This is a genomic window from Rothia sp. HC945 (genome assembly GCF_051370785.1).
In the GTDB taxonomy this organism is placed as follows: Bacteria; Actinomycetota; Actinomycetes; order Actinomycetales; family Micrococcaceae; genus Rothia.
This window is the reverse complement of sequence record NZ_JBFCSN010000001.1, coordinates 515,559-531,405: the sequence shown is the minus strand read 5'-3', so window position 1 is coordinate 531,405 and position 15,847 is coordinate 515,559. Positions and strand designations below refer to the sequence as shown.

General features: G+C 62.5%; 16 protein-coding genes and 2 tRNA genes. 16 read left to right on the top strand and 2 right to left on the bottom strand.

Going from position 1 to position 15,847, the window contains the following annotated elements; genetic code table 11:
* Positions 1-54 precede the first annotated feature (54 nt).
* The 11 genes from AB0Y14_RS02270 to AB0Y14_RS02220 all read left to right on the top strand — a co-directional run bounded on the left by AB0Y14_RS02270 (position 55) and on the right by AB0Y14_RS02220 (position 7,736).
* A complete protein-coding gene (locus AB0Y14_RS02270) occupies positions 55-1,362 on the top strand; it encodes a glutamate-5-semialdehyde dehydrogenase (RefSeq protein ID WP_436587650.1) in 1,308 nt (435 codons plus the stop codon).
* A 75-nt stretch (positions 1,363-1,437) separates the two neighbouring features.
* Entirely contained in the window at positions 1,438-1,677 is a 240-nt protein-coding gene (locus AB0Y14_RS02265) for a hypothetical protein (protein ID WP_436587649.1), read from the top strand.
* Between the two features lie 148 nt (positions 1,678-1,825).
* Complete coding sequence (nadD, locus tag AB0Y14_RS02260; RefSeq protein ID WP_436587648.1) at positions 1,826-2,485, top strand: nicotinate-nucleotide adenylyltransferase; 660 nt, start codon at positions 1,826-1,828, stop codon at positions 2,483-2,485.
* 221 nt (positions 2,486-2,706) lie between these two features.
* Positions 2,707-3,420: a hypothetical protein gene (locus AB0Y14_RS02255; protein ID WP_436587647.1), complete on the top strand. Its 714-nt coding sequence runs from the start codon at positions 2,707-2,709 to the stop codon at positions 3,418-3,420.
* A gap of 32 nt (positions 3,421-3,452) precedes the next feature.
* A complete protein-coding gene (rsfS, locus tag AB0Y14_RS02250) occupies positions 3,453-3,878 on the top strand; it encodes a ribosome silencing factor (RefSeq protein WP_436587646.1) in 426 nt (141 codons plus the stop codon).
* Between the two features lie 125 nt (positions 3,879-4,003).
* Positions 4,004-4,076, top strand: a tRNA-Ala gene (locus AB0Y14_RS02245).
* Positions 4,077-4,203: 127 nt separating this feature from the next.
* On the top strand, positions 4,204-4,488 hold the full coding sequence (locus AB0Y14_RS02240) for an antibiotic biosynthesis monooxygenase family protein (RefSeq protein WP_436587645.1): 285 nt from the start codon (positions 4,204-4,206) through the stop codon (positions 4,486-4,488).
* A gap of 64 nt (positions 4,489-4,552) precedes the next feature.
* Positions 4,553-4,625, top strand: a tRNA-Ala gene (locus AB0Y14_RS02235).
* A gap of 464 nt (positions 4,626-5,089) precedes the next feature.
* A complete protein-coding gene (locus tag AB0Y14_RS02230) occupies positions 5,090-6,073 on the top strand; it encodes a metal ABC transporter substrate-binding protein (RefSeq protein WP_436587644.1) in 984 nt (327 codons plus the stop codon).
* Positions 6,070-6,843, top strand: coding sequence for a metal ABC transporter ATP-binding protein (locus AB0Y14_RS02225; RefSeq protein ID WP_436587643.1), 774 nt, complete (start codon positions 6,070-6,072; stop codon positions 6,841-6,843). Before AB0Y14_RS02230 ends, AB0Y14_RS02225 begins: the two co-directional genes overlap by 4 nt.
* Entirely contained in the window at positions 6,840-7,736 is an 897-nt protein-coding gene (locus tag AB0Y14_RS02220; protein WP_436587642.1) for a metal ABC transporter permease, read from the top strand. Before AB0Y14_RS02225 ends, AB0Y14_RS02220 begins: the two co-directional genes overlap by 4 nt.
* Here AB0Y14_RS02220 and AB0Y14_RS02215 read toward each other — a convergent pair.
* Together AB0Y14_RS02215 and AB0Y14_RS02210 are read right to left on the bottom strand one after the other, a co-directional pair.
* On the bottom strand, positions 7,733-8,407 hold the full coding sequence (locus AB0Y14_RS02215; RefSeq protein ID WP_436587641.1) for a metal-dependent transcriptional regulator: 675 nt from the start codon (positions 8,405-8,407) through the stop codon (positions 7,733-7,735). The two genes, AB0Y14_RS02220 and AB0Y14_RS02215, sit on opposite strands and share 4 nt — an antisense overlap.
* A 77-nt stretch (positions 8,408-8,484) precedes the next feature.
* Positions 8,485-9,888 carry a DASS family sodium-coupled anion symporter gene (locus AB0Y14_RS02210; RefSeq protein ID WP_436588801.1) on the bottom strand — a complete coding sequence of 468 codons (1,404 nt, stop codon included), beginning with the start codon at positions 9,886-9,888 and terminating at the stop codon, positions 8,485-8,487.
* Between the two features lie 256 nt (positions 9,889-10,144).
* On the opposite strand from AB0Y14_RS02210, the gene AB0Y14_RS02205 reads away from it, so the two are divergent.
* The 5 genes from AB0Y14_RS02205 (at position 10,145) to nrdF (ending at position 15,709) form a co-directional block, all read left to right on the top strand.
* Positions 10,145-11,245, top strand: a complete 1,101-nt coding sequence (locus tag AB0Y14_RS02205; protein WP_436587640.1) for an App1 family protein — start codon at positions 10,145-10,147, stop codon at positions 11,243-11,245.
* Between the two features lie 312 nt (positions 11,246-11,557).
* Positions 11,558-11,794 carry a glutaredoxin-like protein NrdH gene (gene nrdH, locus AB0Y14_RS02200; protein WP_436587639.1) on the top strand — a complete coding sequence of 79 codons (237 nt, stop codon included), beginning with the start codon at positions 11,558-11,560 and terminating at the stop codon, positions 11,792-11,794.
* Between the two features lie 177 nt (positions 11,795-11,971).
* Positions 11,972-12,436 (top strand): class Ib ribonucleoside-diphosphate reductase assembly flavoprotein NrdI, encoded by a 465-nt coding sequence (gene nrdI / locus AB0Y14_RS02195; protein WP_436587638.1) that lies wholly within the window; start codon positions 11,972-11,974, stop codon positions 12,434-12,436.
* On the top strand, positions 12,406-14,586 hold the full coding sequence (nrdE, locus tag AB0Y14_RS02190; RefSeq protein WP_436587637.1) for a class 1b ribonucleoside-diphosphate reductase subunit alpha: 2,181 nt from the start codon (positions 12,406-12,408) through the stop codon (positions 14,584-14,586). The genes nrdI and nrdE overlap by 31 nt, the downstream gene beginning before the upstream one ends.
* A 148-nt stretch (positions 14,587-14,734) precedes the next feature.
* Positions 14,735-15,709 carry a class 1b ribonucleoside-diphosphate reductase subunit beta gene (gene nrdF, locus AB0Y14_RS02185; protein ID WP_436588800.1) on the top strand — a complete coding sequence of 325 codons (975 nt, stop codon included), beginning with the start codon at positions 14,735-14,737 and terminating at the stop codon, positions 15,707-15,709.
* Positions 15,710-15,847 lie beyond the last annotated feature (138 nt).

The following is a 15,847-nucleotide window of genomic DNA, read 5'->3' as shown; positions in this document are numbered from 1 at the left end:
CCGCAGTGGTCCGGACGGCTGAAACTGTGCGGCGCTCCCGCTACAGTGGGATTCATGAGCCAAAACGCACAGGCAAACCAGTCCGCCTTTTCCGTTCCGGAAGACATCCAGTCCGCCGTGACTGCGATGGCCGATGACGCCCGCACGGCGTCGCGCGCTCTCGCAACGGCCGATCGGAGTCGCAAGGATCGAGCCCTCCAGCGGATCGCCGAGGCCATCGATGCGCAACGCGAGGTCATTCTGCGTTCGAATGCGTCGGACGTTTCGCGCGGCAAGGACAAGGGCTTGGCCGAGAACCTGGTGGATCGGCTGACCCTGACCGATGAACGCATCGACGGCCTCATCGACGCCCTGCACAACTTGGCGTCTCAGGTGGACCCGATAGGCGAGATCCTGGACGGCCAGACGCTCCCGAACGGCCTCCGAGTCTCCCGCGTCAGGGTCCCGCTCGGCGTCGTCGGGGCGATCTACGAGGCACGCCCCAACGTCACGGTGGATATTGCAGGCCTCGCCCTGAAATCCGGGAATGCCGCCATGTTGCGCGGGGGATCGGCTGCATTGGAGACCAACAAGACTTTGGTTGGCATTATCCGTGATGCCCTGGACTCCGCCGGATTCCCCATGGATTGCGTGCAGACGGTCGATGAATTCGGCCGCGACGGGGCCAACGCCCTCATGCTCGCCCGAGGCAAGGTGGACGTGTTGATTCCACGCGGCGGTGGAAACCTGATCCAGTCGGTCGTGAACAACGCCAGGGTGCCCGTCATCGAAACCGGTGAGGGCAACGTCCATATTTACCTGGACAGCACCGCGACCGAGGAACAAGCCGTACCGTTGGTCGTCAATTCCAAGGTCCATCGCCCCTCGGCCTGCAACTCCGCGGAAACCCTATTGATCCAGCGCGATGCTCCTGCGGCCCGCTCGGTGCTGCAGGGATTGCTCGACGCCGGCGTTCGTCTTCACGTGGACGAAGACGCCGCGGAATTGGCCGGCGGACTCTCCGAACAGGTGGTCGCGGCGCAATCAGACGATTGGGACTCCGAGAGCCTGGCCCTCGACATGTCGGTCCGTGTGGTGGACTCGATGGACCAGGCCCTGGATCACATCAGGACGTACTCGACCGGTCACACCGAGCTGATCATCACCAACGACCTGTCGAAGGCGGACGCTTTCGTTTCCGAGGTGGATTCCGCGACCGTGATGGTCAATGCCTCGACGCGTTTCACCGACGGCGGCGAGCTTGGTCTGGGAGCCGAGGTCGGGATCTCCACCCAGAAGCTTCACGCCCGTGGGCCGATGGGCCTCGCGCAGTTGACGTCCTCACAATGGGTCGTGCGAGGACAAGGCCACACGAGGGGCTAAACTGGTGGACGACTTCATCGCACCGGATACAAACGGCGGCGGCCACGGGCCAACCGTCGGAAGGGACCAAGGAATATGCTCAGCTCAGCCATTCTGGCCGCCGCGCCCGTAGCGGAAGAAAGCGCCGGTTACGATCTCGGCATCCCGCACTGGCTGGTGGCCGTGATCTTTTTCGTCGCATTCCTGTTGCTGATGATCGTGGTCGTCTCCTTCTCCGGTCGAGGCATTCGGCGCGACGGTCTCACCAACCCCTCGGAGCTCTCTCCTGAGGAGCAGGACGCTATGACCCAGTACACCGAAAAGCATCACCGCTAGTCGGCGGTCCGAGGAGGGCGGGGCCCACGCGGGTGTTTCTCCGCGTGCGGCCCCGGTGTCGTATCTCATGAATCCCCAGCTCAAAGCCACGACCCAAGACGGGTTGACCGTTCCACCACGGCGTCCGGGCCGCACACGCCTCGGAGTCATGGGCGGTACCTTCGATCCGATTCATCATGGCCACTTGGTGGCCGCGAGCGAGGTCGCATCCGTCTTCGACCTTGATGAAGTGGTCTTCGTTCCCACCGGCCAACCGTGGCAGAAGGCAGACAAGCGGGTTTCCGCGGCGGAGCACAGGTACCTCATGACCGTCGTCGCCACGGCGTCGAATCCGCGATTTACCGTCTCCCGGGTGGACATCGATCGGCCGGGTCCGACGTACACCATCGATACGCTGAGGGATCTCCGCCACCTGAGGCCGAAAGCGGACCTGTTCTTCATCACCGGCGCCGACGCCATGGCTCAGGTCCTATCCTGGAAGGACGTATCCGAGATGTGGGACCTGGCCTACTTCGTGGGGGTGACACGTCCCGGGCACGAGCTTGCCGCACCGTACCGCGGTGAAGGGGTGGGACTGCTCGAGGTCCCGGCCATGGCGATATCGTCAACGGACGTGCGGCGTCGTTCGGCCGCCGGAAAACCGGTGTGGTACTTGGTCCCGGACGGGGTCGTCCAGTACATCAACAAGTACGACCTGTATGATCCGCACGAGGACGACGACGGGGACGATGGGCGAAGGAATCCCGACCGCTTGCCCAAGGAACACGAAAACGGGCCAACCCCGGTAGACTCGGGAACAGCACGGTAGAGTGCGCGGCGTGCGCATACGTCAAGGAGTTTCAGCTGAATAGCAATATCCCCACCACGACCGATCTGTACGCGGATCCGGACAAGGTGTACGTTGCGGAGGACGGAACACGGGTTCCACCCCCGCCGGAGCCCTATGGGCCGAGGCGTCTGGCCCGGTACCGTCGCGACCAGTTGTCAGAACTCAGGGGAGAGCCGCCGCTCCACGCCCAGGGTACGCCCGTGGTACCGGTCCAGGAGCCGGCACCAGACGTTTTGGAGATCCAGAAACGGTTCCAGGCGCTGTCGGACACTCTGGAAGACCAGGGCGAGTTCATCGAGCTGGGCGAACAGGCGGAATTCGATGCTTTCATCGACGCCGATGCGTCGACAGTGAAGTTCCAGGAAGAGGACGTGCTCAACGCCGTTCAGAGGCACATTCTGGGGGAGTCCGGGAGCGTCGCGGACACCCCGGCCTTGTCCATCAACCCGGCGCATCTGTCCGGGTTCAGCAGCACGGACGTCAAGAGGGACTACGACGAACACGTCCTGGGCCCGGTGACCATGGGAGTTCCCGTGGTGCTCGGACCGGCCAGCACGGCGGCCTCGGACACTGTGCTTTCAGGAGAGCTGCCGGTGGTCCAGGAGGCCCCGTCGACGTCGTCGGTTGCCAATTCGACGTCCCATGTCACGGACGCCGAGGCTTCGACCGTCGCCCCGGAGCCTTCACCGACAACCACAACGAGCCGACCGGGGGCGGCCCCCACAGATCAGGATTCCGCGCCGGACCCTGAAACGGCGAACGCGAAGCCGGTGCGTGCAGTCGATGCGCACGGCTTGGACCTCTCCGGGATGGACCGGAAGGCGCCGAAATCCGGTGGCCGGATCGCCCTGATCACACTTCTTCTTCTCCTTCTCGTGGCGGCCATTGTTCTGGGAATCGTCTTCCTGCTCTGAGCCTGCCGCACTACTCGTTCCGAAAGGACACCATGACCGCAACACAAGAATCCGTCGAAGCCATCAGGCTTGCGGCTCGGGCCGCGGAATCCAAACAGGGGACCCAGCTCAATGCTTACGATGTCTCCGAGACCATGGGGCTCATCGACGGCTTCCTTGTCGTCTCGGCGTCGAATGAGCGCCTGGTCGACGCGATCGTCGACGAAATCGAGACGCAGCTGAGGGAGCAGCTGGATCTGAAGCCATTGCGCCGCGAAGGCAAGTCGGGTGGTCGGTGGGTTCTCCTCGATTTCGCCGACATCGTGGTTCATGTTCAGCATCAGGAGGAACGAGAATTCTACGCCCTGGACCGACTGTGGGCGGAGGCGCCGCGCATCCCGCTCGACGTCGAGGGCGAGGTCGAAGAAGTGGACGAACTGCCGGACGCCAGCGAATTGGCGCCGGAACCGAGGTCCTAGCACCGACGGGCCGCAGGGTGGGGCAGATCACCGTACGTCGGTTTGCGCCCCGCCCCGGCGTGCTCGTATAGTAGAGGAGTTGCCTCGAGGGGCGGCGGTAGAAACATTGGTTTCAATGTTTGCATGGGGCTGTGGCGCAGCTGGTAGCGCATCTGCATGGCATGCAGAGGGTCAGGGGTTCGAGTCCCCTCAGCTCCACTCATGACAAGGTCCGGATCCTTGGCCATTTCGATGATGGCCGGGGATCCGGATTTTTTTTGTTGGTTCGGCATCGATCGGGCACCGTGGCCTAGAATACGAACCATCGTGAGTAAGGAGAGTGTCGATGACCGTCGTCAAGATCAACAAGCTGTCCGTCCCCTCAGGCGCCAACGAGGAGTTGGAGCGCCGGTTCGCCGCGCGCAAGCATTCGGTCGATTCAGCTCCGGGTTTCGAGGGGTTCGAACTTCTGCGTCCTGCCGGCGGACAGACCGAATATTTCGTGCTGACGCGGTGGGCCGATGAAGAAAGCTTCCGTGCTTGGGCCGCCCAGCGGCAGCCGCGGAATCCTGAGTCGACGGTGTCCACGTCCGAGGGAATGCTCGAATTCGAGGTTGTCGACCTGGGATGACGCCTGCGCACCGCCGTCGGATTCGGCGTCCGGCGGCGGGGTCTGGTAGGCTATAAAAGTTCTTGGGGCTGTGGCGTAGCTGGTAGCGCATCTGCATGGCATGCAGAGGGTCAGGGGTTCGAGTCCCCTCAGCTCCACTTCATACGAAAAAGTTGCCTCGCCATTCGGCGGGGCAACTTTTTTTGTGTCCGCTACTCTTCCAGACCATCCATCGGCGGACAGGATGCGTTGTGGCCTCCGGGCCGTACTGGCACCCTTCGAGGGTATAGCCTCAGGGGCCACGGCATCGACACCATGCAATAGACGCGGCCACACGTGCATTCACACGGTCCGCCGGCATGCCGTATTGGCGGACTACCTCAGACGTTCTCGTGTCCGAAAGCTTGGGTTGAACCCAGTCCAGGCGCCTGATCCCAAAACGTTTCGGGCTCGAAATACATATAAATTTGTCCAGCGGAACTAGAAACTACGGCTGGGCGTACATATGATGGTCGGAGGCGGGTGGGTATCCCGGGGTACCCCTTGATGACGATCCAGCTTCCGTTCCTTGGTGCCGCTCACCCGCCCTCCCACCGAACCCATGAGAGGCAAAGGGGCCACTATGACCGAAGACCGTTCTTCTTGTGCTTGCGGCGACGCAGGGACCGGGCGTCGTCGTACACCGGGGAAATCCATCGCGCGCATTGCCGCGCTGTTCACGATTCCGTTGCTGGTCGCCTCGTGCTCGGCCGGCGAACAGCCCGCATCCGGCAAAGATGACAAGCCGACGGTGCTGACCACGTTCACAGTTCTGGCCGACATGGCGCAGAGTGTCGCCGGCGACCACGTCCGGGTCGAATCGATCACCAAACCAGGCGCGGAGATCCACGAATACGAACCGACCCCGGAGGACATCAAGAAAGCCTCAACGGCGGATCTGATCCTCGAGAACGGGATGAATCTCGAGGCGTGGTTCGAGAAGTTCACCCAGGATTCGAAGGCGCCCAAGGCGACGGTATCTGACGGAGTGCAGCCCATCGACATCGCGGAAGGCGAGGGCAGCGGCGCACCGAACCCGCACGCGTGGATGAGTCCGGTGGCCGGACAGACCTACGTGGACAACATCGAGAAGGCCCTGGGCGAACTGGACCCCGGGCACAAGAACGACTTCCGAAAGAACGCGGAAGACTACAAGAGGAGGTTGCAGGCGATCCACGGCCAACTCACGGATCGTTTGCACCAGATCCCTGAGGAGCAGCGGACCTTGGTGACCTGTGAGGGCGCCTTCTCCTATCTGGCCCAGGACGCAGGTCTCAAGGAAAAGTACCTGTGGGGTGTCAACTCCGACGCCGAACCTTCGGCACAGCGCGTTTCCGCGATTACCGAGGACGTGAAGGCAAGCCACATTCCCGCAGTGTTCTGTGAGTCCACGGTCTCCGACAAGACGATGCAACAAGTGGTCCGTTCCTCGGGAGCCGTTGACGGAGGAACTTTGTACGTGGATTCCCTCTCGGAATCCGGAGGGCCCGTGCCGACGTATTTGGATCTCCTGAAGTACGATACCGACACCATCGCCAAGGCCTTGTCCGGTGACAACCCGCAATGAGGATTCGGACTCAGCAAGATCCACGCACAGAGGACAACCGACAAGGCAACACCGAGGCAGCGCTTTTGATCAAGGACCTCAGTGTGGACTACGGAAACCTTCGCGCTTTGAGCGATGTGAACCTGAGGGTCGACGCAGGCACCGTGTGCGCGGTGCTCGGGATGAACGGCTCCGGCAAGTCGACCCTGTTCAAGGCCATCTCGGGGGCTGTCAGGCCTACCGCCGGAACCGTGAGGATCGAGGGACAGAGCACGAAGCAGGCCCAGCGAGCCGGAATCCTTGGGTACATGCCGCAGGCCGAGTCGGTGGACTGGGATTTTCCCGTTTCCGTGCGCGACGTCGTCCTCATGGGCAGATACGGAGTCATGGGCCCCAGCCGAAGGCCGTGCCGAGAGGACAAGGACCTCGTGGAAGGCGCGATTCGGACCGTGGGCCTGACCGAGCTCGCGGACCGGCAAATCGGTCAATTGTCCGGTGGGCAGAAGAAACGCGCGTTCTTGGCTCGGGCGCTTGCGCAGCAGGCACGGGTGCTGTTGCTCGACGAACCCTTCGCAGGCGTGGATACGGTCTCGGCCTCCACGATGATTCGCGTCCTGCGTGATCTCGCCTCGGAGGGCGTCGCCGTGCTCATCACGGTGCACGACATCGAAAACATCGGCCGTCTCGCCGACAGTGCCGTCCTGCTGCGCGGTCGAGTGGTCTACCAAGGGACTCCCGTGAGCGTTTTGGAACCGGAGAACCTTGCTCTGGCGTTTGGAGGCGGACAATGAACCTGCTGGAACTGATCATCCAACCCCTCGAATACGGCTTCATGGTGCGGGCGATCGTGGCGACCCTGTTGGCGGCCATCCTCTGCGCCGTCCTCTCCTGCTGGCTCGTGCTGACGGGCTGGTCGCTCCTGGGGGATGCCGTCTCGCACGCGGTGCTCCCGGGCGTCGTGCTGGCTTACGCGCTGGGGTGGCCGTTCGCGGTCGGTGCCTCGATCTTCGGCGTGCTCGCTGTCGCCTTGATCGGTGGAGTCAGGGCAACCAGCCGGGTCAAGGAGGACGCCGCCATCGGCATCGTGTTCACGACCTTGTTCGCCCTGGGACTGGTTCTTGTCTCGGTCACTCCGTCCCAGGTGGACCTGAACCACATCATCTTCGGAAATCTTCTGGGGGTTTCCCTTGCGGATCTGACCCAAGTGGTCGTCCTGGTGGCTCTGTGCCTTGCGGTGCTGTTGTTCAAGCGCAAGGACCTGACGCTGTTCGCGTTCGACCCGGGCCATGTGCGGACCATTGGGCTGAGCCCAAGATTTCTCGGATCGATCCTCTTGGGTGTCCTCGCGTTGACATGCGTCGTCGCCCTCCAGGCCGTCGGGGTGGTGCTGGTGGTCGCGATGCTCGTGGTCCCCGGGTCCACTGCGCGCCTGTTGAGCCAGAGGATGTCGCGAATGCTGTGGATCGCACCGTCCGTGTCCGTGATCGGGTCGCTGGTCGGTCTCTACCTCAGTTACTACCTGGACATTTCCTCCGGCGGGTCCGTAGTGCTGTGTCAGGGCTCGATCTTCGCGGTGGTGTACCTCCTCGCCCCGCGCGAGGGTCTGGTGCGCCGGGCGATCGATCGTCTGGGCGCGAGGCGAGAGCCGCTCGCGAGGGACGTCCCGGAGAAGACCTTGGTCTAAGCCGACTCCGCGACGAAGACGGAGTCGGTGGCCTCGCGACCCAGAGTGAGCTGGGACCCCTCGTCGACCCTGATGTCCACCGTGCCCGAGTACGGCGCACCTTCCGACGTGCTGATCTGCGTCCCGACCGCAAGGCCCTGGGCGGAAAAATACTGGAGCAGGCGTGGGTCGGCGTCGGAGATCCGGACGACGCGGACCGTGGCCCCTGGGCGGACGTCCGTCAGGCGCGTGGCGTCGGGGGAGTCCACGATCCCGTCGGCCGAAGGAATGGGGTCTCCGTGCGGATCGCGTGCGGGGTGTCCCAGGAGTTCCGCGATGCGGTCGACCATGAAGTCCGAGACGGAGTGCTCCAGGACCTCGGCTTCGTCGTGCACCTGGTCCCAGGTGTACCCCAGCGTCTCCACGAGAAATGTTTCCAGAAGTCGGTGCCGCCGGACCATGGCCACGGCGTGGGCGCGGCCTTCGTCCGTCAGGGCCACGGCGCCATAAGGCGCATGCTTGAGCAGGCCCTGTGTGGTCAGCTTGCGCACGGCATCTGACACGGAAGACAGCCTGAGCCCCGTGGCTGCGGAGATGGCCGACGCGGTGACCGGCTCCTCCGACCACTCATTGAGCGACCAGATGGTCTTGAGGTAGTTCTGCGTGCTTTCGGTCAATGAGGAGACGGACATGAGCACCATCGTACGGAATCGGCGTTCCCGCCTCGACCCCGTGGGTGCGACAGTACTCCGTCACTCTATCCCGTGGGTCAGTTCCACAGGCCCATCACGTACATCCACCCGGAGCCGACCACGGTCCAAATAAGGATGTTGACCACCGAAGCAATCAAACCGACCTTGAACCACTCGGCCGTCGTCACGTAGCCGGAGCCGTAAATGACCCCCGCAGGCCCGGAGGCATAGTGCGTGATACCACCGATGAGATTCCCCATGAAACCGAAAGCCAGGGCGGCGAACAAGGCTGGTGTGCCGGCGCCAATGGCTGCCCCGAGGAAGACGGAGTACATGGCAACGATCTGCGCCGTATTCGAGGCGAAGAAATAGTGGACGTAGAAGTAGACGAGGGCCAGGATCCCGAACGCGACAGGCCAGGGCATCCCACCGACCAGCGAGCTCACGGTGCGACCGATCCAGTCGATGACGCCCAGCGTATTGAGATGAGTGGCCATTCCGACCAGGACCGAGAAGAAGATGAGCGTGGACCAGGCACCAGAATTCTTGGCCATGTCCTTCCACGTGAGCACCTTGGTGACCAGAAGGATTGCGACGCCAAGGAACGCCGCCGCGGTCGCGTTGATACCCAGCGTCCCCCCGAGGACCCAAAGGAGGAGAAGGACCACGAAGGTCGCGAGCATGATCCACTCGGCACGACTCATCGGCCCCACCTCGCGCAACTGCTGACGTGCCTGGGCGGGTGCCTCCGGCGTGCTCCGCAAGGAGGGCGGGTACACCTTGGACATGACCCAGGGCATGGTGGCCAGAGCCACGAGTCCGGGGACGATCGCGGCGAGGGCCCAAGTTCCCCACGTGATGGTGACCTGTTGATGGGAAGCAAAACTGACGGCCAGAGGGTTGCCGGCCATGGCGGTCACGAACATCGCTGAGGTCACCGTGTTGACCTGGACCGAGGTCATGGACAGGTAGGAACCGAGGCGTCGTCGGGATTCGTCGCTCGTGGGCTCTGAATCGTTGACCGTCGCCAAAGACGTGACGATCGGGTAGACGACGCCACCCGCACGCGCGGTGTTCGAGGGTGTGGCGGGAGCCAGCACGAGGTCGGTGAGTGCCATCCCGTAGGAGAGACCCAAGGAAGAACGCCCCAGGACCGAGACGAAGAGCAGCGCGATGCGACGCCCCAAACCCGTGATCAGGAAGCCGTCGGCAATAAAGAATGCGGCCACGATGAGCCAGATGGTCGCGTTGCCGAACCCCTGGAGAGCTTCTTTCTCAGGCGTCATGGTGCCGGTCATCATGGCAGCCGCCAACCCGACCAGCGCCATGGACGCCGTCGGCAGGGGTTGGAGGATCAGGCCAAGAATGGTTCCGACGAAGATGCCGGCCATGTGCATGCCGCGCGGATCGACCCCGTCCGGGACGGGGAGAAAAAAGATCACAACGGTCACGATCACGATCGCGGCGATCTTGAGGGGCATGGTCCGGCGCGGACGCGCTGGGCGTCCCTGTGGTTCTTTCGTGCGGGCGGGTGCGCTGCTCACGGTGTTCCTCTGGCGTGTAGAAGATCTGTTGTGGCTGGTCAGGCGGCTGTTAGCCGTATCTTGACGACTCCCGATCCTAGAAGGTCGACCTGGGACAAAAGCCTCGAATCCGCTTATCGGGACGGTTCCGTTCGCCACATTTGCCGACTCGTCACGCCCCGTCGGGTACACCCCGGTATGACACACTGGACGCATGGCAGACTCCCGGCCTCCGGCCCGACGGTTCCTTCCGAAGAAGCGCCGAACCCCCTCCGTGGGCCGTGAAGCCGTCAACATCGCCTATCGCGTGGCCGACCGTATCCACGAGAGCCGCGAGAAGTCCGCGGTCAGGGCGGGCAACGAACCAGTCATCGTGCCGTTCGTGGGATATGGCAAGACGAGCTGGGTCCGGGTTCTGGGGAGAGCCGTCTACAAGACCATGATGTTCTCCGACATCATCGATTCCTTCGCGGGCGATCAGCGAGCGACGAGCCCGGCCCGAGGGTGGCGGTCCTTCACCTCCGTTCCGATTGCCCATGCCGAGATCGACGTCGTGATCGGCGACCAGCACTTTCAGGTCTCCGCAGACCACGGGGGAGTGATTGACGTCGAACTCGCGATCGAGCTTGCTCCGGGGGTCCATACGGTCAGGATGAGCACGGCCGGATCCGACGTCGTCTCCTCGACGGTCTACGTGGTGCCCGATGACGAGAAGATCGGGATCATTTGCGACGTCGACGACACGATCATGGTGACTGCCCTTCCGCGTCCGCTCCTGGCGGCGTGGAACTCCTTCGTGTTGAGCGAGCACGCCAGGATGCCGACACCGGGAATGCCGGTCTTCCTCGAACGGTTGCACAGGGCCCACCCGCGTGCACCGATCATGTATCTATCCACCGGCGCCTGGAACGTGGCGCCCACGCTGCGCCGATTCCTGTCCAGGAATGCCTACCCGGAAGGCACCTTGCTCCTCACGGACTGGGGGCCGACCAGGACGCGATGGTTTCGGTCGGGTGCGGCACACAAGGTCGAGTCGCTCAAACGACTGGCCAGGGAGTTTCCCGACATGAAATGGATTCTGGTGGGCGACGACGGGCAACGTGACCCCGATATCTACAACGGCTTCGCCCTGCGCTACCCGGAGAACGTGGCCGCCATCGTGATCCGGAACCTCACCGTCGGGGAGTCCGTCCTGGCCTCGGGGCGGGTCTGGGGCGACGACCGCGCGCGGGAGATCGCGGCGGGTTCCCTCTGGATGGAGGCCAATGACGGTGGCACGTTGTCGGACAAACTGCGACACTCGGGGCTGCTCTAGTCGACGGGTGCGACACGACCGATTCGGACTCCGGAAGAAATTTTTGGACGGATCGTCTGTGGACAATCTGTGGTCAGAACGCGATGAGGAAAGCATCGTCCGCGTCATTCCGCGCCACGACTACAACGGTGTCATTTGCACAGGTTGGGGATAACTTCTCAGCGAAAAACCTAATATGTTGTGGGGGCTTTTTCGGTGCGACACTAGATGTAGTATTGAGCGGAACCCTTCAACCGGACCCGCACCGTCGTCCCACCCCCGGGAAACGGAGCTCGGGGCAGAGGTTGCCGCCACACTGCAAGAGGAGAATGCATGTCCATCACCGTTTACACCAAGCCCGCCTGCGTCCAGTGCAACGCGACCTACCGTGCCCTGGACAAGCGCGGCATCTCCTACAACGTCGTTGACGTGACCGAGGATGCTCAGGCTCTCGAACACATCAAGGGCCTCGGATACATGCAGGCCCCCGTGGTGGAGACCGAGAATGACCACTGGTCGGGTTTCCGCCCGGACAAGATCGGGACCCTGGAAGCGGCTCTGGCTTCCTGAACATCTCGTCCGGTCCGATCCGCGAAAGCGGGTGGACAGGGCTGCGGCCGCGGGACATGAGGAACACCATGGACCCCGCGAGTGTTGAACACCTATAGGGCGGCGGTGGATCAGATCCCCGCCCGCGGCCGGTCACATATACCTCGACATCGCCAGATTATTTTGGGGGCGACCACTGTGGAAACCGTCCTTGAAGACCACCGCGACATCCCGGCGTCGGCAAACGAGCCCGTGCTCGTCTACTTCTCCTCCATCTCCGGGAATACGCACAAGTTCGTGGACAAATTGGATGCCGAATCGATTCGGCTTCCGCTTCGCACTGGCGAGGACACGATCCTGATGGATCGTCCCTTCGTGCTGTGCATTCCGACCTACGGGCGGCCTCGCTCCGGCGGGGCCGTGCCGCCTCAAGTCATGAAGTTCCTTCGGGAACCGAGGAACCGGGCTCTGATGCTCGGTGTCATCGGCGCCGGGAACACCAACTTCGGGGAGCTGTTCTGCATCGCCGCGGACAAGATCGCGGCAAAGTGCGAGGTTCCCGTTCTGTACAAATTCGAGCTCATGGGCACCAGCGACGATGTTGCCCGCGTCAACGAAGGACTGAAAGCGTTTTGGACACAAAACTTCCAACTCTCGAAGTGAACGCCGAGCGCGGTCACGATGATCCGTCGATCCCCGAGAAGTACAAGGGGCTCGGCTACCACGAACTCAATGCGATGCTGAATCTTTACGACGCGAACGGGATGATCCAGTTCGACGCCGATCGGCAGGCCGCGCGCCAGTACTTCCTGCAGCACGTCAACAACAACACCGTGTTCTTCCACGACCTCGAGGAGAAACTCAAGTACCTGGTGGAGCACCAGTACTACGAGCCGGAGGTCCTGGAGCAGTACTCGATGGACTTCATCCGTTCGCTCTCCAAGCTCGCGTACTCCAAGAAGTTCCGTTTCCCGACCTTCTTGGGCGCCTTCAAGTTCTACACCTCGTACACGCTCAAGACGTTCGACGGGCAGCGGTACCTTGAGCGCTTCGAGGACAGGGTGGTCATGGTGGCCCTTGCCCTGGCCAGGGGCGACGAGCAGGTGGCCACGAGCCTGGTGGAGGAGATCATCTCGGGTCGTTTCCAGCCGGCGACGCCGACCTTCCTCAACGCGGGCAAGAAGCAGCGCGGTGAACTCGTGTCCTGCTTCCTGCTGCGCATCGAGGACAACATGGAGTCGATCGGTCGCTCGATCAACTCTGCGCTCCAGCTCTCCAAGCGCGGGGGAGGCGTCGCTTTCGCCCTGACGAACCTGCGCGAATCGGGGGCTCCGATCAAGAAGATCGAGAACCAGTCCTCGGGCGTGATCCCCGTGATGAAGTTGCTGGAGGATTCCTTCTCCTACGCGAACCAGCTGGGTGCCCGTCAGGGTGCCGGGGCCGTGTACCTTCACGCCCACCACCCGGACATCTACCGCTTCCTGGACACCAAGCGCGAGAACGCGGACGAGAAAATTCGCATCAAGACCCTCTCGCTCGGCGTCGTCATCCCGGACATCACGTTCGAACTGGCCAAGCGCAACGAGGAGATGTACCTGTTCTCCCCGTACGACGTCGAGCGCGTCTACGGTATGCCGTTCTCGGATATCAGCGTCACCGAGAAGTACTACGAGATGGTCGACGATCCCAGGATCGAGAAGAAGAAGATCAACGCCCGCGAGTTCTTCCAGACTCTCGCCGAGATCCAGTTCGAGTCCGGGTACCCCTACGTCATGTTCGAGGACACCGTGAACCGGGCCAACCCGATTGACGGCAAGGTCATCATGTCCAACCTGTGCTCCGAGATCCTCCAGGTCTCCCAGCCTTCCGAGTACAACCCGGGATTGGACTACGAGAGCATCGGCAAGGACATCTCGTGCAACCTGGGCTCACTGAACGTTGCCCAGACGATGGATTCCCCGGACTTCGGTCACACCATTGAGACGGCGATCCGTGGGCTCACGGCAGTGTCAGACATGTCCGACATCGAGTCGGTGCCTTCCATCGCGCGCGGCAACTCCATGTCACACGCGATCGGGCTGGGCCAGATGAACTTGCACGGGTACCTGGCGCGGGAGCGAATCTTCTACGGCTCCGAGGAAGGCATCGACTTCACGAACATGTACTTCTACACGGTGCTCTACCACGCGTTGCGGGCCTCCAACAGGTTGGCGATCGAGCGCGGGGAAACCTTCGCGGGCTTCGAGAACTCGGAGTACGCCTCGGGCGAGTTCTTCGACAAGTACACGAAGCAGACGTGGGAGCCCGCCACGGAGCGGGTTCGCGAACTGTTCGCCGACCTCGACCTTCCGACCCAGTCGGATTGGGAGGATCTCCGGGCGAGCGTGATGGAACACGGTATCTACAACCAGAACCTCCAGGCCGTCCCGCCGACGGGCTCGATCTCCTACATCAACGGTTCGACCTCGTCGATCCACCCGATCGCTTCGAAGATTGAGATCCGCAAGGAAGGCAAGCTGGGCCGCGTCTACTACCCGGCCCCGTACTTGGACAATGACAACCTGGAGTACTTCCAGGACGCGTACGAGATCGGCTACGAGAAGATCATCGACACCTACGCCGCGGCGACGCAGCACGTGGACCAGGGTCTGTCCCTGACGTTGTTCTTCCCGGACACCGCGACGACGCGCGACATCAACAAGGCCCAGATCTATGCGTGGCGCAAGGGGATCAAGACGATCTACTACGTGCGCCTGCGGCAGCTCGCCCTCGAAGGCACTGAGGTCGAGGGCTGCGTGTCCTGCATGCTGTAAGGCCGAGGAGCGGCCGGTGGCCGACCTGCCGCCGGCCGCTCCGGGTGACGTCGTGCTCTCAACCGAGCGGACGCGCCGTATCTTCGATACACCCCCACATTCCACGCGACGAAGCGCCGCGAGCGCAAAAGGAGTCATGCCCGTCATGATGAGCGAAAAGGTCGAACTGGTCCACAACGTCGAGGCCATCAACTGGAACCGCATCCCCGACGAGAAGGACCTCGAGGTTTGGGACCGGTTGACCGGCAACTTCTGGTTGCCGGAGAAGGTCCCGCTCTCCAACGACGTCCAGTCCTGGGCGACGCTGAACGACGAGGAAAAACAGCTGACGATGAGGGTCTTCACCGGTTTGACCCTTCTCGACACGATTCAGGGGACCGTCGGCGCGGTCGCGCTTCTCCCGGATGCGCTGACACCGCATGAGGAGGCCGTCTACACGAACATCTCGTTCATGGAGTCGGTGCACGCGAAGTCCTACTCCTCGATCTTCTCGACCCTGTGCTCGACCAAGGAGATCGACGAAGTCTTCCGGTGGTCCCGTGAGAATGAATTCCTTCAGAAGAAGGCGAATATCATCATGGACTACTACCAGGGTGATGACTCGCTGAAGAAGAAGGTCGCCTCGACCTTGCTGGAGTCCTTCTTGTTCTACTCGGGCTTCTACCTGCCGATGTACTGGTCCTCCCACGCCAAGCTGACCAATACCGCGGACCTGATCCGGCTCATCATCCGCGATGAGGCGGTGCACGGTTACTACATCGGGTACAAGTACCAGCGTGGCCTGGAGAACGAGACCGAGGAGCGCCGGCAGGAGCTCAAGGATTACACCTTCGAGCTGTTGTTCGAGCTGTACGAGAACGAGGTCGCCTACACGCACTCGCTCTACGACGGCGTCGGCCTCTCCGAGGACGTCAAGAAGTTCCTCCACTACAACGCGAACAAGGCCCTCATGAACCTGGGCTACGAAGCGATGTTCCCGTCGTCGGTGACCGATGTGTCCCCGGCCATCCTTTCGGCCCTGTCGCCGAATGCCGACGAGAACCACGACTTCTTCTCGGGCTCAGGCTCCTCCTACGTGATCGGCAAGGCCGTCAACACTGAGGACGAAGACTGGGACTTCTGAGCCGCTGATCCCGCCTCGTGCACATCGCGGTGGGGACAAGGGCCGGGCACGCAGGTAGTTGTGTGCCCGGCCCTTTCGTATGACGAGGCTCCGACGACCGCAGTGCATCACAGGGGAGCACCGGTTCGGAGGTTGCGC

Excerpts from the sequence above, each read along its gene's own strand:
- rsfS (WP_436587646.1), top strand. The coding sequence starts at position 3,453 with ATGACCGCAACACAAGAATCCGTCGAAGCCATCAGGCTTGCGGCTCGG.
- AB0Y14_RS02265 (WP_436587649.1), top strand. The coding sequence starts at position 1,438 with ATGCTCAGCTCAGCCATTCTGGCCGCCGCGCCCGTAGCGGAAGAAAGC.
- nrdH (WP_436587639.1), top strand. The coding sequence starts at position 11,558 with ATGTCCATCACCGTTTACACCAAGCCCGCCTGCGTCCAGTGCAACGCG.
- nadD (WP_436587648.1), top strand. The coding sequence starts at position 1,826 with ATGGGCGGTACCTTCGATCCGATTCATCATGGCCACTTGGTGGCCGCG.
- AB0Y14_RS02230 (WP_436587644.1), top strand. The coding sequence starts at position 5,090 with ATGACCGAAGACCGTTCTTCTTGTGCTTGCGGCGACGCAGGGACCGGG.
- AB0Y14_RS02270 (WP_436587650.1), top strand. The coding sequence starts at position 55 with ATGAGCCAAAACGCACAGGCAAACCAGTCCGCCTTTTCCGTTCCGGAA.
- AB0Y14_RS02240 (WP_436587645.1), top strand. The coding sequence starts at position 4,204 with ATGACCGTCGTCAAGATCAACAAGCTGTCCGTCCCCTCAGGCGCCAAC.
- AB0Y14_RS02205 (WP_436587640.1), top strand. The coding sequence starts at position 10,145 with ATGGCAGACTCCCGGCCTCCGGCCCGACGGTTCCTTCCGAAGAAGCGC.
- AB0Y14_RS02210 (WP_436588801.1), bottom strand. The coding sequence starts at position 9,888 with ATGCCCCTCAAGATCGCCGCGATCGTGATCGTGACCGTTGTGATCTTT.
- AB0Y14_RS02225 (WP_436587643.1), top strand. The coding sequence starts at position 6,070 with ATGAGGATTCGGACTCAGCAAGATCCACGCACAGAGGACAACCGACAA.
- AB0Y14_RS02215 (WP_436587641.1), bottom strand. The coding sequence starts at position 8,407 with ATGTCCGTCTCCTCATTGACCGAAAGCACGCAGAACTACCTCAAGACC.
- AB0Y14_RS02220 (WP_436587642.1), top strand. The coding sequence starts at position 6,840 with ATGAACCTGCTGGAACTGATCATCCAACCCCTCGAATACGGCTTCATG.
- nrdF (WP_436588800.1), top strand. The coding sequence starts at position 14,735 with ATGAGCGAAAAGGTCGAACTGGTCCACAACGTCGAGGCCATCAACTGG.